The sequence below is a fragment of the Paenibacillus sp. 32O-W genome (genome assembly GCF_007679495.1).
GTDB lineage: Bacteria > Bacillota > Bacilli > Paenibacillales > NBRC-103111 > Paenibacillus_L > Paenibacillus_L residui.
In genome coordinates, this window is sequence record NZ_VEGP01000009.1 from 1 (window position 1) to 19,471 (window position 19,471).

General features: G+C 41.2%; 11 protein-coding genes. 2 read left to right on the forward strand and 9 right to left on the reverse strand.

The genetic code is table 11. The features are described 5' to 3' along the window. Positions 1-264 precede the first annotated feature (264 nt). From FS806_RS05555 to FS806_RS05565, 3 genes are all read right to left on the reverse strand, one after another. Entirely contained in the window at positions 265-2,010 is a 1,746-nt protein-coding gene (locus FS806_RS05555) for a recombinase family protein (protein ID WP_144933631.1), read from the reverse strand. Between the two features lie 71 nt (positions 2,011-2,081). Beyond that, the gene (locus tag FS806_RS05560) at positions 2,082-2,228 is read right to left on the reverse strand and encodes a hypothetical protein (protein WP_054796018.1); all 147 of its coding nucleotides are present in this window, start codon (positions 2,226-2,228) and stop codon (positions 2,082-2,084) included. 938 nt (positions 2,229-3,166) lie between these two features. Further along, positions 3,167-4,312: an IS4 family transposase gene (locus FS806_RS05565; protein ID WP_005837477.1), complete on the reverse strand. Its 1,146-nt coding sequence runs from the start codon at positions 4,310-4,312 to the stop codon at positions 3,167-3,169. 177 nt (positions 4,313-4,489) lie between these two features. On the opposite strand from FS806_RS05565, the gene FS806_RS05570 reads away from it, so the two are divergent. Both FS806_RS05570 and FS806_RS05575 read left to right on the forward strand, forming a co-directional pair. Continuing rightward, positions 4,490-7,612: a sacsin N-terminal ATP-binding-like domain-containing protein gene (locus tag FS806_RS05570; RefSeq protein WP_222126589.1), complete on the forward strand. Its 3,123-nt coding sequence runs from the start codon at positions 4,490-4,492 to the stop codon at positions 7,610-7,612. A 9-nt stretch (positions 7,613-7,621) separates the two neighbouring features. Then, positions 7,622-8,461, forward strand: coding sequence for a TIR domain-containing protein (locus tag FS806_RS05575; RefSeq protein WP_144933633.1), 840 nt, complete (start codon positions 7,622-7,624; stop codon positions 8,459-8,461). A 184-nt stretch (positions 8,462-8,645) separates the two neighbouring features. Here FS806_RS05575 and FS806_RS05580 read toward each other — a convergent pair whose 3' ends face one another. The 6 genes from FS806_RS05580 to FS806_RS05605 form a co-directional block, all read right to left on the reverse strand. Continuing rightward, positions 8,646-11,270, reverse strand: a complete 2,625-nt coding sequence (locus FS806_RS05580; protein ID WP_222126590.1) for a restriction endonuclease — start codon at positions 11,268-11,270, stop codon at positions 8,646-8,648. A 48-nt stretch (positions 11,271-11,318) separates the two neighbouring features. After that, the gene (locus tag FS806_RS05585) at positions 11,319-13,169 is read right to left on the reverse strand and encodes a site-specific DNA-methyltransferase (protein ID WP_222126591.1); all 1,851 of its coding nucleotides are present in this window, start codon (positions 13,167-13,169) and stop codon (positions 11,319-11,321) included. Continuing rightward, the gene (locus FS806_RS05590; RefSeq protein WP_186328223.1) at positions 13,166-14,926 is read right to left on the reverse strand and encodes an ATP-dependent helicase; all 1,761 of its coding nucleotides are present in this window, start codon (positions 14,924-14,926) and stop codon (positions 13,166-13,168) included. Before FS806_RS05590 ends, FS806_RS05585 begins: the two co-directional genes overlap by 4 nt. Next, positions 14,919-16,772, reverse strand: coding sequence for an ATP-dependent nuclease (locus tag FS806_RS05595; RefSeq protein WP_144933636.1), 1,854 nt, complete (start codon positions 16,770-16,772; stop codon positions 14,919-14,921). Before FS806_RS05595 ends, FS806_RS05590 begins: the two co-directional genes overlap by 8 nt. A 274-nt stretch (positions 16,773-17,046) precedes the next feature. Further along, a complete protein-coding gene (locus FS806_RS05600; protein ID WP_222126592.1) occupies positions 17,047-18,288 on the reverse strand; it encodes a C40 family peptidase in 1,242 nt (413 codons plus the stop codon). Positions 18,289-19,049: 761 nt separating this feature from the next. Next, entirely contained in the window at positions 19,050-19,457 is a 408-nt protein-coding gene (locus tag FS806_RS05605; protein ID WP_144933637.1) for a DUF6075 family protein, read from the reverse strand. Positions 19,458-19,471: the final 14 nt, after the last annotated feature.

The window sequence follows — 19,471 nt, forward strand, 5'->3', positions numbered from 1 at the left end:
ACACCACCTGAAATATACCGTTAACTCCTTGTCATACTTGGCATCAGGCAAGAATTTCAGGTGCGAAAGTTGAGTTAATTATATATTGCAAAATGAAACTTACCTTCCTCATTACCTAGAAAAAACAACTGTAGTCAACATCTAATTCACCAATAGGACTAACTGCTAGAGCCTTATAGGTTGCATTATTACCTCTGTGGAATGCAAAATTAAAGCCCAAGCGCCAACAGCGCCTGGGCTTCGTCTAATAGGTAAATGCGGCTCTCAAAATACTACTTCCTTACGAGCGACACACAGCACTCCACATGTGTTGTGCTCAGAATAGGAAGGCACTTTCCCCCTTTCACTTCGCATGGACTTTTTTTGCTTATGCATCTTGCTTTGGATGCTGTTATGAAAGCCTGTTTTATATACAAAGGTCAGTTTGTACGGCTCGGGACTTTCCTGATTGGAGTTCTCCCCAATAATAACTTTATCGACAATGCTTTCGAATACGTTTCGGTCGAATGCAGTCAGAACCTCATTCGTTTGAAGCACTTTGCGAAAATGTTCAAGCCGTTTTCCCAAGTCAATTTCATCTTGCGCGGATTGCTCCAACTGTTCCTTTTCTTCGAGCAATTTAGTAAGCGAAGTATCGAGCTCCATATACTTCTGTTCGTAAGTAGCCCTGTCTATTTTCTCATCCAGGCACAAATCAATCAGTTTGCAACGTTTTTGCTCCATGGCCTCAATATCGCTAATAATTTTGTTCAGTCGCTTTTGATTATTTTGGTCACTAAACACGGACTCCATTCTTTTCATAAGCTCGTCCAGTACATCCGAATTGTTGCGGCACACCAATTTGTACGATTCGACAAAAGCACCCTCGATCAGCTTTTCCTCCAAAGCTTTGCTGTGAGAGCAGTATTTCTTCCCTTTTTTCGTGGCTGTCACACACTGCCAAATCACCTTCTCATGCGGGGTTCCGCTGTGCCAGTTCCGCCGCGAGAGGTTGCTTCCGCAGAAAGCACATTCCAACTTGCTGCTGAAAGCAAATTTCCTGCTGTACTTGTCCCGCTTGCCTTTCGCGCCGCGGCGGCGATTCTCGCTCCTTCGATGCAAAATATCCTGCGCCTTCTCAAACACTTCTTCGCTGACAATCGGCTCATGATGATTTTTGACATAAAACTGATCTTCCTCGCCGTAATTGTCCAGTCTTCTCTTGGAAATTGGATCGACGGTAAATGTCTTTCCTTGCAACAAGTCGCCTTTGTACTTCTCATTCTTTATGATACCAAGAATGGTTGTGTCCTGCCATTCGACTCTCCCGTACTTGGTTTTATGTCCAGCCTCAGTCAGTTCCTTTGCAATAACATAAGCGCCGATTCCCGATGTGTATCGTTCAAAAATATAGCGGACGAGTTCGGCTTCTTCCTGATTAACGGTTATCTGTTTCGTATTCACATCGTAATCATAGCCCAAACAACTTTGGAAGCCCACCAGTTCGCCGCGCTTCATTTTCATTTTCAAACCTTTTTTTACGTTGGCGGAGATGTTCTCCACTTCCTGCTGCGCTACGGAGCTTAGAATGACGAGCAACAATTCGCCGTCCATCGTCAGCGTATTGATATTCTCATCTTCAAAAAGTACGGCGATGTTCTTTTCCTTCAGCATACGGACGTATTTCAACGTGTCCAGCGTATTTCTTGCAAACCTGGAGATTGACTTCGTGATGATCATATCAATTTTCCCATCCATACAATCGTTAATCATGCGTTGGAAATCCTCTCGCTTCGTTACCTGAGTCCCGGTTATGGCTTCATCTGCATAAATATCAACCAGCACCCAGTCGCTTCGTTTGCTAACGAGATCGGTGTAATAGGCGACTTGCGACTTGTAGCTGCTCAATTGCTCCTCGGTGTCGGTACTTACGCGGGCATAAGGGGCGACGCGAAGGACATCTGATAACTTTCCGGCGTTGCGATCGGATATTTTCCTACTTGCTTTAATTACTTCTACTTCGAGAGCCATGATGTTGTCCTCCATTCTTATTTACTTGCCATCAGTTTAATAAGAGATGGGCGGACCGACAAATGTGCGAATCAAGAAGTGAGGTCCGAAATGATGCCGTAATCCCGCATCGTTTTGTTCTTTATCAAATGAAATTCGTTTTCGGTAATCAAGGATAATGCCAGTAGCTGTCTTATCATAGCGATTTGCATGCTGTACCGGATGAGTTTATGATTCATAGTAACCTCCCATTATTTCATCAAAGCTGAAAATCAGAGATGCGCAACGAACATTACCGTATGTGCGCATCTCTGTTTTCGCCTCTGTTTTGGTTGCTTCTCTCAAAAATCTTATCCGGCGGACAGTGGTTAGCCGTCCTCATAGGCTTCAAACCTCTTCCAGGATCGCTGCAAGCCGCCCCCATTGCGCTGAACTGTGGCTGGACGGAAGTATCATTATCCCTCCGCATGGGTCTTCGCCTTAAATGGAACCACCATTTATGGATTGCATGGGCAAAATCGCTCGCAGGTTGCCGTTTCTGATGAAAGACATACAGAAATAAATCGGCAATATGGTCGTGGCGCGCCTGCAATGTGGCTTTCCGTTCTGGCCATGCGGGGAACGTACCGGATAAGATTGTATTCGGTTGTCAAGGTTCATTGAAAGGAACGGAACATGTCCCTCTATTATTCATTTCATTTTTGATGTAAAACCGGACCTTAAATTTTAAAATATCCCTTTTTCATTTTATCTTTCTCATATAGTTCAACGAGCTTTCAACGAACGTGCATTAGGGACTGATCTCCCAATTTTATGGTATTATTATGAGAAAGACTTCTCGTTTGATTTTGGGTCAATTTGGTTAACACCATTGGGATTTCGCCGTTTGACAAGAAATTATTTCAACTGAAGTTCCACGTCACGCCGACTCAAGATTTCCGGTAGAATTGCTTTACATGTATAACTTCGAAGAGTCATAATTTTGTCGACCATACATTCTGATTTCTTATTTCTTATCACTAGCGTTGCATAAAAAATGCGTTCGTAATTTGTCAAAGTATTCTGAATGACATTTTCAGCTACACAACCAAAAACGGCAGCAACCAAGCAAAAGGTAGCCACTGTCCATTTGGTAGTTTTATACATTTATTACAATCGTGATAACAGCAACCAATACCTAATTCCTTTTCTGTCGCCCTCTGGATGTTCGTTTGGACTGGTAATTCATTCTACCTATCCATTGTTCGAACGTTTGCCAAAGAAACACTTTTAGCCATCTCCTGATCTGCAACAAGCTGTGCTGACTGTTTTGTTCCAGTTTGACAAGGAGCAACAGGCAGTAGGCAATGAGTGCGAGTAATACTTGGTTTCGTACCGCATTTTCACTCGTTCCATAGAAGTTCTTGATCTTTACATGCTGCTTTATCCACTTGAAAAACAGCTCAATTTGCCAACGCCAACGATAGATGTCGCTGAGTTCTTCTGCTTCCAGGTCGAACCGATTCGTAATGATTCGAATGAGATTTCCCTTCGAATCAAGCGTTTCAATGAGTCGCAGCACGTTATCTACCCGCTTTTGAGGCGTTCCAAGAAGGATCATGGAATCCGATAAAACGGAGCTTTCCAAGGGGATTTTGAATTCATAAAGATGACGGATTTCGGCGTTATCTTTTAGACGAGAAGCGAAAAAGATGCCTTTGTCCGTGTATTCATCAAATTTTTCATAATCCACATACCCTCGATCAAAGACGTACATCATACCGATCTCATCAATCAACGATTCCATTTGAGTGCGGTCATTGGACTTGGCACCCGTGATGGTTATTTTTTCAGGATACACATCCCCCTGGTCGGCAAAGACGAGACGAAGATGAAGTTTGATGCCAGCCTTGGTTTTACGGAAAGTTGCCCATTTGTACTTCTGCAAACACAGCCCAATCGTTGTAGAATCAATGATTTTCATGTCTTTTCGAAGGGAATACGTGTTGCCCGAGTGTCTCTGAATTTGCCCTACAAGGTCAACAAATATTTCTTCAAGCAAAGCTGGATCTACTCGATTGTTTTTGCGACTAAGCTGAGCGGGACTAATCGACGACAGTCCTAACTCTCGCTGGAATTTCTTTGATAAAACATCATCTGCAATGGCTCGGAGTCCTTCTCGTTGCTGAAGTTGAGCATGCAAAAACAGGAGTAGATATGCTTTGGTCGTTAACTTTTTCACGTACTTGTCCTGATCCGTTTCGTCTATCCGTTGTTGAAATTTCACAATATTAATGGGTGAAATGTATTTACCAAATGAAGAAAATAGGGTATTCTTGTCCATGGTCTATCCTTTGCGTTGGATTTGGACAGGAACTACCTGACCTTTCCAGTGTAAAGGATTTTTTTATGCCTGAGAACACTTGAACGCTGAAAGTTATGATGATTTTGAATGGTATGAAAAGATTAATGCAACGCTAGTGATTTCTTATAGAAGATTTATTTGAAAACCTGATTGTTAATGAAAGCGGGGACATCTAATATGTCGTACATTTCAAAGATTAAGCGTTCTAAAGAAAAAGTTTATAGTCATGCGATTGCTACGAAAATCCTCGACTTGATGGATAAATTGAGATTTGACGAAAATGGAGATTCTGCAAGGCGTTGGGTATGGGAGCTATTACAAAATGCAAAAGATGTTGCACACGAAAATTGCGATCTAACAATTGAAATTGATTTTAAAGTAGATAAGGAAAATAAAATTATTGAATTTAAGCATAACGGGAAGCCTTTCACAACGGATAATGTGACCTTTTTGATTGAGCAGGTTTCGACAAAAGAGAGGACAACGCAGGAAACTGTCAAGAAAAAAACGGGGAAATTCGGAACAGGCTTTCTCACGACACATTTACTGTCTGAAAAAGTTGAAATTGAAGGTGTGCTTAAGGAATTAGATGAACCATATAAAAAATTCAAGATCCGACTTGATCGAAGCGGTACTGATATTCATGAAATTATCGCTTCGGTGAACAATTCACATGCATCACTTGAAGATATTGATCTTCAAGTTCCATACGATGATTATTCACCTGATGGGTTCAATACCGTTTTCAGATATGTTTTGGACGAAAGCGGCGTAAAAGTAGCCCAAACTGGATTAAATGACCTACACATTGCACTGGCTTATACGTTAGTCTTTTTGCCTGAGATAAAATCCGTAAATATAGCCAATGAGAACGTTCAATACGAGTTGTCAAGAAGCCACCGTGAATTAGGAGATAATATTAAGCTTTACAAAGTGACAAAAAGCGAATTGTGGGATGAAGTCGAGACTCAAATTGCGGTTTTAACTGAAAACGATGTTTCTATAGCTGTCGAAATTGAATTTGCTGAGAATAGAATCTTTCTAAAAGAGTATAATCCACTATTGCCTAGATTGTTTTGTGATTTTCCTTTAATTGGTACAGAGGATTTTTCATTTCCCGTTGTTGTAAATAGTCCTAATTTTAATCCAAATGAACCGAGAAACGGTGTATACCTCACAGATCGTCCAGGGCAAAAAATTGAGGAGAATAAATCAATAATTCTTAAAGCGTTAGAGCTCTATAACACTTTGTTGGAACATGCCTCAAAGGAAAACTGGGGAAATATTCATTTACTTGCAAAAATACCGAATCAGAAAGAAAAAGCATGGATTTCAAAAGAATGGTTTAATAGTGAAGTACTCCAACCTATTAAATCTAAAATACTAAATACTCCAATCGTAGATACCGAAGACGGTAGGAGAATTACAATTCTTCGCGAGGATGGTAAGGCAAATGTCTGGTTTCCTTCAGCATCTTCTAAAGACCTAAGAAATAAGATTTGGGATTTAGGGTATCAGTGGATACCATCAATGTTACCACGGAAAGCTCATATTGATGTTTGGTATGAGCTTATATGGCCTGAAATGAGCCAGCTTACACCGAAAGTGATTACTTATTCAATCCATCAGAGAAGTGACTTGGATAATTTGGCCAAATCACTTGTAAAAGGTATTGATCCCATCTCATGGCTAAATTCTTATTATCAGATATTAAATTTAGACCAAGATTGTTTGAATGATGTGAACAACGACCAATATTCGGTTATTCCCAACCAAAAGGGCATTTTTAAGAAAAAATCAGAATTGAAAATTGATAAGAATATCGATGAGGAATTAAAGAACGTAATGGAACTACTAGGAATAGATATTCGAGATTACTTAGTACATAATAAAGTAGCAACTGGTCAAATCAAATATGCAGTTAAACGACAAGAAGAAATCGTAGATGAAATGAACAAAATAATAAGAGAAGGAAAACGCGAAAAAATATCGCATGCTTGCAATTATTTAGTAGCGTTATATTCCCAAGCACCTGATTTTCCAAGTAAGAGAAAATTAATTTACCAATTTTGTAAGGCAATTTATCCAGATGAGATACACGAAGAAAGAATAATATATAATTGGTCCGAAAGCATTTGGAATGAAGTTGATAAAAGGCAGATTAGGTGGATTGCTCAGACCATAGCTAACACAGGGAGTGTTTCTGCATTAACAGAATACCTGCAGTGGAACAGCGCATCACAAACTCTTGGCTGGTTAAACAGTTTTATTTCATTCTTGATAGATAACGATTACGATAATATATTAAACAACAGTATCAATCCAATTCTGCCTAATCAGTATGGTGAATTTGTCATAAAAGATGATCTGTATTTGGATGACGGCAAAATTGACGGAGCTTTAAAAGACATTTCTGCTGAACTGGGATACGATTTCAGAAAAGAATTGCTTGACCTAAATATATTTTTGGATTTGCCGGAAACCCGAGTGAAGAAGGAACAGGATGTAGCAGACCAAATATCTGTTCTGTTAACAAAACGACTTAATGAATATCCGAGGAGCGAGGAAACTAAAGTAATATTCAGAAAAATTTTCGTGTGGTTTAATGAGAACAAAAACAAAGAAAAAGCCAAAAAGTTGTTTCATGAAATATATAAAAATAAACATAAGCTTATTGATGATGAAGAGATTGCGATTAATATGGAAAAAGCAGAAAAGTTTGATCGAATACTTAATAAGTATGGACTTACGGATGAATTGGCTTTGGAAAATCTATTATCAACTCAATCGACGTTAGAAGCTGAAGCCCTAGGGGTTAAGCAAAAAATTACAGAAGAATTTTTGATTCAGTCGGGGATCTTTTCGGATAAAGGTTTGGAGAGAGCGTTAGAGAACAGCTTCTTTGCTGAAAACTTTATTCATATATCTGATAGTAACCCTATTAAATTTAACTATGTGCAAAATATATTGAATAGGTCCAGAGAGAATATATTGAACTACTTAAAAAGAAAACCAGATTATAATTTAGATAATATAATTGAAATTGATAAGACTATTTTTTTGATATCGAAAAATAACGAGGAAATTTACCTTATTACCCGACCGTCTGATTTTGGCCAAATAATAATTTATTATGATACGGAAAAAGACGTACTTGATTATGAGAAGGACTGGGAAATATGGGTTGAAAATGGTCGGGATGAGCCAGAGAAAATAACATTTGGGAAAATACTAAAAACTACGGGAATAAACAAAATTCCATTGAGAAAAATACGATAGGTGTATTAAATGTCCTTAGATATCGATATCACTAAGTTACTCGCGAAGGAAATTACGACCAATATAATATGTCGAGAATTTCAATTAAAACCTAGTGCTATTGCTACATATATATGTGCTTTGGCGAATACTGGACTCGGTTATATTATAATTGGGGCTACGTATGATGGTGAGAATTTTTATTTAAATGGAATCAGTCAGAAGTTTAATTTTCAAAATATAATTGATAGTGCGCTAAAACTATTTTCTTCGCGACCTGAAATTGAATATGCCATTCTGGAAAAGGAAAACAAATATTTGTTTGTGATTAAGGTGTTAAAATCCAAACATAGTATCTTTGTACTTAATAGCAAATATGTCTTAGAAGGTTCGGACATAATAAAATGCGAAGGAGCGATCGAATTGGATACTTCAAAAGTTTTCATTGTTCATGGGCATGACAATGAAGCTAAATATACAACAGCACGATTCGTTGAAAAATTGGGATTGGAAGCAATTATTTTACACGAACAAGCAAGCAAAGGAAAGACAATTATAGAAAAAATAGAAGAACATTCCAATGTTGGATTCGCAATTGTATTATATACTTCTTGTGACGTCGGGAAATCGAAAGATGAGCCAGAGTTAAAACCACGCGCAAGACAAAATGTAATTTTTGAGCATGGGTATCTTATTGGAAAAATAGGACGAGAAAATGTATGTGCACTTGTAAAGGGAGATGTTGAAAAACCTAATGATATCTCTGGTGTTGTTTATGTTGATATGGATAGTCACGGCGCTTGGAAAATAGCATTAGCTAGAGAGATGAAAAGTTCAGGCTACGACATAGATATGAATAAAATTTACTAGAAAAGAACTAGTTAATTCTAATGTTTTATTCTGACTTAGGGGGAGTTTTGGTGATTTAACCTTATTGTTATAACTCCCCCAAGTTCGCTCTGATTGCATATGATGAATTCGACTCAGAAGCGCAAACTCTTTTTTATGCGTTTTTTTACGATGATTTGAGCATGCATCAAGCTAGCGTTTTGCGTCAGTCATTCAAACCTTTGAGTGCAATATTAATTTCCGTAGCACTTGTTATCGTTTTAAAGGTAACATTAGGAAATATTTCAAAATGCGCTTCACCACAACGTATTTTTGCATTTTCACTGTTTCGGCGCTTGTTTTCATCATGGGTAGACTTTGTTTCAGCGACAAAATACAACTTAGCTTCTTCGCCTTCAGGCTCTAATACAATGGCCCAATCGGGGTTGTACTTGCCGAGCGGCGTATCAATTTGAAACCATCGCGGCAGCTTAAGAAACATTTTCACATCCGTCCGGGTATCCATCTCTTGAGCAAATTGCCGTTCAATCTCGGAATCGTACTCAATGGCTTCGTAAATGGAATGGTTCACCGGGATCATGCGGTTGATGTAACTGATGATCTCTTCCTGTTCAAACAGAAGCATTTCGTATTCCGCTCCTGCCACTTTTTCATATTTGATTCCGTCCACCATCAGTTTTTCCATTGCTTCGCGGATCGATTTAGCCGAATAGTAAAGAAATTGCTGTGGATTCACCCACAGATCACCGAGCCTACCGGAAGAGACCAGGATTTCTGCGATTGTACCTCGGGTTAATTCTGTTTCCCTCTGAATATAACCAATCAGATCAGGAATTTGCCGAACCTTAAACGAGGACTGAGATTCACTAACAGCAAACAAAGAAGTCGTTACGCCTTTCTGTGTAATCTCAATGCCTCTCTTCTGAGTCACAATATTCGGATTCGAAATAGCAGGCATTTGACGCATAGCTTCGGCGGCGGCACGAATCAAATCGGAAGCCGCGTAATGCACGGAATAACGTGTCTTGTGTTTTATGCGGTTCCACAAGTCCAAAAAGTCCTGATTTTCTTTCCATTTGCTAACCAGTTGAATTTTCTTGCGTTTGCTGGCTTGATCGATATATTCTTTGGGAAACTGAACACCACAATCGTTTTCAATTTCTGTCTGCAGCTCACGAGCGAAATCCTCATAGCTTTCATTGGCTACAACTGTTAATCGGTTCACGCTGGCGTCAAATACACGATTTCCTGTTTCATCTACCGGCAGCCGCAATCCCCGGCCAATCTCCTGTCGTTTTTTCAAAGTGGATTTCGTTTCGTTCAATGTGCAGATTTGGAATACATTCGGGTTATCCCAACCTTCCCGCAATGCGGAATGGCTGAAGATGAACCGAAGAGGCTCGTCGAGAGAAAGCAGTCTTTCCTTGTCCTTCATAATCAGTTCATACGCATCATTGTCAGCCTTGGTGTTTCCGGATGTATCCTTTGCCTTTCCTTTGCCGTCACTTGCAAAGTACCCGTTATGAACAAGATCTACATCCGGTAGGTTCAATGATCGATATAATGGTTTGGACGACAGCTCTTGATAGGCATCTTTAAACCAAAGTCGGATTTTACCGTCTGAATCTGCGTAGTTTGCTACACGATCAATAAAAAACAGGGATAAAACTTTCATTCTTCTCCCAATCGGAAAACGTTCCGTTATACGCAATTCCTTTTCCAAATGAGCTTTAACCGTTTCATAAATCTGCACACGCATCAAATCTTCGGTTTGTCCGCCCAATGTTTGTCCCGTACCAAGAACCGTCCCGTTTGCAAAAGCAATGATACCGCTCCCGGCGTCAATGTGGTCAACAATATAATCGCGATAAGCTTCTCTATTTCCGGACAACTTATATAAGTCCTCGCCGTTTTTGCTGACAGATATCTTTGTTCTGACGGGTCCTTGCACTTGTTGTTTTTCAATGACAAGTTTTGCCGTTACCTTGGACTTCGTAGCCGTAATGGATTCCACAAAGATATACGGCTGGTTATAATCCGGCTGCTCCATAACGGAAGCTACTTCGATCCGCTTAACCAGTTTCAGTTCGTAGGCTCTAACCGGGTTAAGTTGGTATAGCAAATTATAAACATGACGGTGGGTTGCAGAATAGCGCAACGTGCATAATGGATTCATACTTTGAATGGCAGCGCGCGCCTGTTCGCTCTCCATATTTTGCGGTTCATCCATAATGACAATCGGGCTTGTCGCCTGAATAAATTCAATGGGAAGCCGACCGGACAATCGGTCATGCTCCTTGTGTATGACATTATTGTCTTTCTTATTGAATGCATCAATGTTGATCACCATGATTTGCAGCTGATTGGCGGCGGCAAACTGGCGAAGGGATGAAATGCGTTTGGAGTCATATACCCAGTAATCCATCGGAGGATGGCCGTACTCTTTGTCAAAATGTTCGCGAGTTAGTTGCAAATTTTTCAAAACGCCTTCCCGGATGGCTACACTGGGAACGACAATGATATATTTTTTAAACCCATAATTGGCATGCAACTCATGAATCGTTCGCAAATAAACATAAGTTTTCCCGGTTCCCGTCTCCATTTCTATAGAGAAGTTTAGACCGCTCAGCTCCGTTGATACGTTTAATTGGTGTTTCCGCTGGATTTGCTGAACATTTGATAATATGGTTTCCGCACTGATGTGAAGTTGATTTCCTATGCCTAGCTCAGTCAGCAACCCTCCGGCCATTCCAGTCAAATCGATTTCATATTCGCCGCGTTGCAAGGGCTGGCCTCTAAACAGATCGACAACCGCCTGAACAGCTTCCAATTGGTGCGGCTGCTGATTGTCAAATTGAATCTTCACAAAAACACACTCCTATACGGTCCGAAATTCGATGTCATGAGACTTCATCTCCAGCACCGCATTCGTTTTTAAAGGATCGTTGCCATGAAATGCCGAGTCAAGACATATGACTGAATCAGGCTCTAGTTCGATCATGCCTCGGACAAGTTCTTCTGTTAGAGTCTCCGCAAGACAGACGAGAAGGCTTCCATCGGCAACGGAATAAACGGTTTCGCCAAGGGCAAGGACAGGAGCAATTCGTTCCGAAAGTTGAAAGCCTGATTTCAGCAGGATTTCATACAGCATATCCAGCTTCGAACGGCCAGGTTGAACATTATCAGCAAAAAGGGTAAGCTGTTCGACCAAAACTTGCGCATTCGGAATGTTCTCGAACGAACCATCCCAAATTTTAAAGTTGCTTGAAGAAAGTTTGAATACTTTAAAGCCGCGATCCTGGGTATGAACATCCGCAAGATCCAGTTCGTTTTCTTCTTCTTGATTGATTTTCGCAATCACGCGGCGGACACGTTCCTTGGTGATTTCAACGATTGTAGGGTAGTCCTGCCGATCTATCGGTTCGGGAAGCTGAACAAGGATAAATTTGCGATTGCCTCCATCCTGACGGTTTAATTCCAGAACGGCTTGAGCCGTTGTTCCGGAACCTGCGAAGAAGTCGAGGACGATGTCGTTTTCTCCCGTACATTGATCAATAAACGTTTTTATTAGTTCTGTAGGTTTTGGGTAAGCAAAGATTCTTTCTCCAAGCAACTCTGTAACTTCCCGTGTTCCGTCAGTAGTAAAACCAACATCTTTTAAAATTGATGAAAAACCCGTAGTGCTACTTTGGAGATCTCTTAAAAACTTCTTCTGCCGCGGCCTTCCATTTGGATTCTTTGGAAAAAGTATTTCATTATTTTGGATCATTTGATCTATTGTTTCTTTTGATTTTGACCATCCTCTGGCTGGATTAGGTGGATAAGCAATGCCCGTCTCTGGATCAATGATATCGAAATGTAAGTTAGGTCGTTGTTCTTTAGTTGCTAAACCTGTTAAATCAATACTTGCCCATGGTCCCCTGGGATCATTATCGGGGTTTTGATATTTCGAAATATCAATATCTTTTCCTCTGAGCGTTCCTTTTTGAGTTTTTTGATACACAACAATATATTCATGATCCGTTGATGCATTTGTCAGGTTTCTATTGTCCGCATTTTGTCGCCTGTGCCAAACAGTAGTGATAACGTGATTTTCTTCCCCGAAAATTTCATCAAGTAACGCTCTTAGGTTTTTGATCTCATGATCGTCAATGGAAATGCATATAATTCCATCTTCTTTGAGCAAGTTTCTCGCCAGAAACAAACGTGGGTACATCATGTTCAGCCAGTTGGAGTGATAGCGGCCATTTGTTTCCGCATTTGTGCTCAACCGGATGCCATTTTCATCAGTCTGTCCCGAGAAACGCAAGTATTCTTCCAAACCCTCTCTGAAGTTATCCGGATAAATGAATTCATTGCCCGTATTGTAAGGCGGGTCGATATAAATCATTTTAATCTTGCCATAATAGCTTTTTTGCAGCAGCTTCAATACTTCCAAATTATCTCCTTCAATAATGGCATTTTCGGATGTATCAAAGTGGATGGATTGTTCCGGAACCGGAAGGAGGGTCCCGACACTAGGAACTTGTATGTTTTGTATCGCCTCACTTTTCCCGGCCCAGGTCAGTACGTAGCGTTCTTTGCGGTTATCCACCAATTCTCCCAAAACTTCTTTAAGATGATCAAAATCAACTTTGCCTTCGCGGAAAACCTCGGGAAAAAGCTGCTTTAATTTTTCTGTCCGGTCGGCAATCATATCTAGTGACGCTATTCTTAATCTTTCACTCATAATGAACTCTCTCCCTGATCTATTCCGATTAGTTTCTTTTCCCATGCTTTCTTGTCAGTTTCATCAGGAACAGCAAGTACAAGCAGTTTTCGCGGCCTAGTAATGCCTACATATACGATTCTTAACTCTTCACAAATTGTTATACTAGTGTTATTTTTTATATACGTACTGTAATAGCTTTTCTTGCCAGCTTTCTTTTTCAAAAAAAGTAGCACAGCATCAAAGGTCTCGCCTTTCGCGGTATGCACCGTTCCCAATCTATACTCAAGATGTTCTGCGTATAATTCGGCAGTTTCAAACAATTGTTCGAACGTCAGACCTCCAAAACTAGAATCAACCTCCAGTTTTATTTTGATCCCATTTATTTTGAAATTCTGATTTGCTTGATTGATCCAACTCATAAGATCGATGTTCGTATTTGGCAGTAACTGCAGGATGTTTAGAATACGTTTCCGATATTTCAAAAAACCTTCCTCTGATATCCTATCAGCAATATCATTTTCTGAACAGTAATTGTTGCCTGACAATGCTTTATGTATTGCACGCTCAATCATTTTATAACCGTCTTTAAAATGTTTACGGTCGTATAAGTATTTGCCTTTGGCGAACTCTCTTGTGAACATTTTTCCGGGAAGCCAAGGGTCTTCCTGCTTTATTGCACCGTCGATACCTATGATTTGATAGTAAAAGCCCTTACTTCTGTACAATACAGCAATTTTTTCACGGTTTATATCGATTTGGTTCTGAATGCATAAGCGAAGAAAATCATCGATTGTATGCTGTAAATTGTCTGCATTATAGGTAACAATAGTTGGCTGTAGTTCGCATTCTTTCACATTTTCGTTTACTGCTACTGATGGATTATCTAAAGAAGACAACCGATAAGTAAAATTGCAGATATTACGGGAACTTCTTCTATTTTCGTTTAAAACGACTGAGTTTTCTTTCCAAAGAGCATACTTTTCTATAAATAATTCCGGTTTGGCGTCATTCCATTCATATATTGCCTGATCCGGATCTCCAATCATCAAAATGTGCTCAAGCCCGTGATTCAGGAGACAGTCGATGATTTTCATTTGAACATCCGATGTATCCTGTGCTTCGTCAATCAAAAGTTCGGGGAATCTCTGCACAATTGATTTGGCCACTGCAGGATAACTCTCCAATATTTTAGTTGAAATGTAGTTGGCATCTGATTGTGTTGCAAATCCCTGTTTCCAGAAAGCGTACTTCATGTCTTTCAGGTGCTTGACATGACCACTTTCGGAGCCATCCTTATTGAACCATTTAAAATGGTATTGTGACGGGCTCTTGGTACGTATCGCAATATCCTCAGCGTTGAAACTTACTGCATCAAAGTATCGGTTATAATCTCTCTCATATTTTCCACCCGTCCAAGTGCCATGTGGTTCACCAACAAGGATGGGACGCCTACTGCACCCCATAATGAGATGGCCATAAGGCAAAAAAATGAATTTATTAACGAAGCTGTCGATTGTGCCTAAAAAGTGAGGATATTGAACGGGTATTCTAATCTCAAACTTTTCATTAAGTTGTTTTTCAATCTCCTTCCATGCCACATTTGTAAAGGAAATAGCAGCAATACCTTGGCATTTTCGATCCCAATTACTTATTCTATAGGCCAATCTCGCGGCAAGCGAGTATGTTTTCCCACTGCCGGGACATGCTCTGACGACAGATCTTCCGGTTTTTTCAAATACAATCTCGCGTTGCTCTGAGGACAGAGAACTAAACATCGGCATCATCCTGAACAACCCATTTGATTGCTTGTGCGATGTACTCAGGGACTTTAAAGTTAATTTTGGTTGCCCCTTGATTTGCATCGTTTGGGTGTGCTTTATTAGCCAATTCCTTTTCGGATTGACGATAGGCAAACAGTTCGGCTTCAAGTTTCACTGCCAGCCGATAAGCCAATTCCGACTTATCCTTGTTCGTCCCAAGCTTTTTCATAAATTCGCGAGCATGCTGAATATCGGAACTACCTTTCTCAATAACAGTACGCTGATGCATCTCCTGATAGATATTAAGCAACAAATCCCTGTTCGCTTTGTCCTCTAGAAACAGATCATGTTCAAAGGTGATTTTTGCTAACCGCACTTTTAAAAGCCCTTGCTCCAAAGCCGCAGCTTTTACAGCCCTCTCTGAAATTTCTCCAGTTGAATTAGGATCACTATCCGTTATAATAGCTGCTCTTGCATGCAGTCTCTTTCCTTCATCCGTAGAGTTAAACAACTTTCCAAAATGCTCAAAGGCCACGCCGTTCACGTTCACAATTTCAATCCCGTTTTTATCCAGATCATACTTTCCGTCTTTATCCATTAACTTTGCAAAAACAGGGAGAAGCAATGCTTCGGAAATGCCCTCGACAAATATGACTCCATTTGCGAAAAATAATTGCGACTTTGTTACATCTAGAAACTTGGCTAAAAACGCTTTGTTCTCATCCTTTAAGTCAGAGTTTTTAATAGACAACGCCGAAATATTGTTTTTTTGATTTTGCAGAACGATAAGTGCATTTAAATCGGCTTTGGCAGTAATAGTCGGAGAATGCGATGTAATAAAAAGCTGGAATCCGATCTTGTCCAATTCATTCAGATATTTGAAGAATACGTTTTGCAACTGTGGGTGCAGATGAGCTTCCGGTTCTTCGATTAACAGGGCAATATAGGTCTCAGGTTCGACTTGCTGTCTATTCTTTAAATCGCCAAGAACAGTTGCAGTATATATCAGGTTATTATACCCTAGTCCGTTCTGATAGAGTTCAAAATACCCTTGCTTTGAAGAATCGGTTTGCAGATTCTCTTGGTTGAAAACAGGAATTTGCATGCGAAGGTTATCGACTATGCCTCTAAACTCGTAAGGAAGAAAGTCGATCTCTACTTCTTGTCCTTTTCCATGAAAGGTTGTTTGCTTTAAATGTTCGTTGACTTTTTCTTTACCGGTGTTAATTAAATCTGTCCATTCTTGATTATTTTTCAAAGCATCCGTTACTTTTCTGGCCAGTTCCTTTCGCTTATCTTCATCAATTCGATTTTTGTTTCTGTCCTCGTTCAGATTCATGTAAAGTTGTCCGATACGATTTCCTCTCGAGGGTCTCAAATACTGTTCGGCATCTCTTAATGCCCCGAGATATACATGCAACAGCAGATCCCATACATCGGGTTCAATTTGCTGGCCTTCATTATGACCGCCCCAAACCCTGTACTTTATTTTTTCTATATTTTTTTGTCGATCTATGTAATATCGATAATGTATTTGCAACTCACTCTGACCATTATCGTTGAGTGCATGCAAATCGTTAAACCAACCCGTCTCTTCATCTTTCTCAACTTTAAAATTCAAATGAAACTCGATGTCAGGAAGCAGAAAATCAGGGTTCGACCTATCGATGTAAAAGTCACTTTTCCGTACGTAAATGTCACGGACTTGTTTGCCGTAACTTAAACATATTCTCAAAGCATCGATGATCGCGGATTTGCCGGCGTTATTCTCCCCGACAAGAATATTTAACCCCTTATTAAATTCAAGCTTCAGCTCTTTTATAGCTCTGAAGTTCTTGATAAGGAGATATTTTAAATACATACGCCCATCTCCTCTGCGTTTATGCTAAAACCGAAACTTAGAAGTCCGTAAGCCCAAATAATAAATACGACAAAACCGGACAACATTCCTGCTTTATCATCTTTTGCTGATGTCGGTTGCAACCTGGGAAGAAGTGCTTGTGACAGTTTCCAAAACTGGGCTTCTATTCTTTATAGTAGCTGTAGCCGCGACTATATACGTGTACCCCAAAATCTACCGCATTCTTTACAATGAAACATAATATCATCCTCGTATCGTTCTGAGGAAGATTATCTCACGGGCTAACACCGCTCGCCAGATACGGCCTGCCAAAAAACACCTGCTTTTCCGTGTCGAACAGATTCCGGTATACCACTTGTCCCCGAGTGGAGGAAGCGTCCACTACTTTGCCGTCTCCCGCATAAATGCCGACATGAGTGATATCCTTGAATCTGCCGTTGCGCTCGTAGCTCCAAAACACAAGGTCACCCGGAACCAACTCCGCCGCGCTTACGGTCAGGCCATTCTCAACGCAAAATCTGGCCTGCTCCGCTGCGGTTCGCGGCAAGTTAATACCTAGCTGACGATACACCCATTGGACGAGATAGCTGCAATCCGTATAGTTGTCCTGACCGGCCTTCGGTTGGCTATACGGATCGCCTAGACGAGTCAGCGCCAATTTGACGGCTTCACTGCCCAGTTCGCCTTCGGGCAAATGCTGTTGAACCGATTCAAGCTGCTCCGGCGTCAAACCAATATCCGCATCTTTTCCAAGTATTGCATACATGAGCGGGCGAAACTCCTCGGACAGCATTTCCTTCATTAATTCAATCTGTTCATTTGTAAAGCGGTATATATCTGCCTGTTGCTCCGCAGTTTGGCTAGTGACGGTAATATGCAAGATGCGCTCATATCGGGTAATCGTTTCTTCGCTGGTGCTCCCGTCCTCATGTTCGATCGTAACCGTTTCCTTATGTTCTATCGTTTCAACACGAGATTCCAGCGAATTCATATCCCAAAACACCGATCGAATGATACCGATTCTTGTTGCATCAAGCGTAGCCACATCCATTCCGTTTTCCGCATCCATGACGGTCTTCACGGCAAAGACGGCGATAATGTCCATCCAGTTATCGATCCGCGTATTGTCCGCGCTGCCGGGATAATGATATTCCACCCGGTCTACATTGCCAGCGGATTGCTGTATTTCTGCCAGTCGGGCGGCAAATTCATCGTCTATTTCCTGAACGATTCGGGTAAGCGGCTTTACATCGGCATCCGTATTTTCACCAGACACAAAGATACCGAAAGGAGAGGAAATGACAGCGGCTATCGCCATGACAATGCACAAAACTACAATTACCGAACCGCTGATCCCCAAAAGTGCCGTCAATCCCTTGACAAGCAAGGCGGTGGCTCTTACAACCATTTTAACGATAAGGCGATTCAATCTCGCGGCAGCTCGCGCGGTTTGAATGGACCGGCGGGCAGACATCGCCATCTGCGCAGCCCGCTGTGCTTCCTTGACGGCATTCATTTTCCCTTCAGTTTGAGCATCCGAATGATTGTTAGCGTGCTCTAGCCGATGCCCATTTTTTACAAATGGCGATAATGTCTTAAAATTTCGTACTTTCCGTTTGATCGTATGACCTGATTGTTTTGATATAGCAGAGGGGACTCGGGTTAACGGTTTCACGCGTTCATTTGCTGAACGAGATACCGCGGCTGAGAATGTTTCCTTCTTCCCCACCGGTTTTAGAGGGCCGATATCCCTTTTCTGCATCCGCTCAGGAAAGTCGCCTGTTCGAGAACGATGCAGAAGCCGGGCATTGACCCGGCTCCGTATAAATCGTTGTTTTCCTGAATGCGAGCCAGAAGACAAGACGTATTTTCCATCAACCGGCTTACGGAGATGTATCCTACGGGCAAGTCGCGGTGTACGCGTAATCGAAGACTCCGTATGAACATCAATTGGGCTCTGACTTGTGACAGAATCACCATCTGGCAACGGCCGCCTTTTTAGAATGTGCCGAATCAATCTCTTGTTGACACGCACACTCATTCCCATTTGGGCACGTATCGTTTTTATCGTAGCCGCTGCGGACTGGCCCTGCGCATATTCAACCGGAGATTGGGAAGTCGTCTTGTCATGATCAACTTGCCGCTTGGCACGAGCGCTTGAACGCTTTACACGATGCAACACGTTTGGGAATCTGTCCAAACGTTTGACGTCTTTCACAACATTCCTCGTTTTAATTTCCTTCATCGTCCCATTCCACTCCCGTCGCTGGCAGCCATTCAGCGAATTTGTTCGGCCAGCCGTTTGATCGTTCTCTCGTGACTTCGGCAATATTCGGGATAACGAAGATGAATCGCTTCAAAAAAGTAGGGGGCATAGCTGCAATCGAATAATTCGTGGGGAGTGGAGTAACGTTCGCCGCCTGCTTCGGTCCAGCCGTTCCATAAATTAAAGGCGAGCCGGCACACTCGAATGGTACTGCCGGTTTGCCAAGGGGCCGAAAGACCTTCGGGCTTAATGCCGCCATTAGAAAAATCATACAAATCGCAGATATGACTTCTGGTTTCCCGGGAAATGCCCAATGTATAGAAAAGTGCTCGATGGTAGCCGTCTTTACATTTCCTTTCATTCAGCATCTGAACATAAAATCTCTCGTGTTCCTCATCTCGAAATCGAATCGGATGCATCGTTACAAACCCCT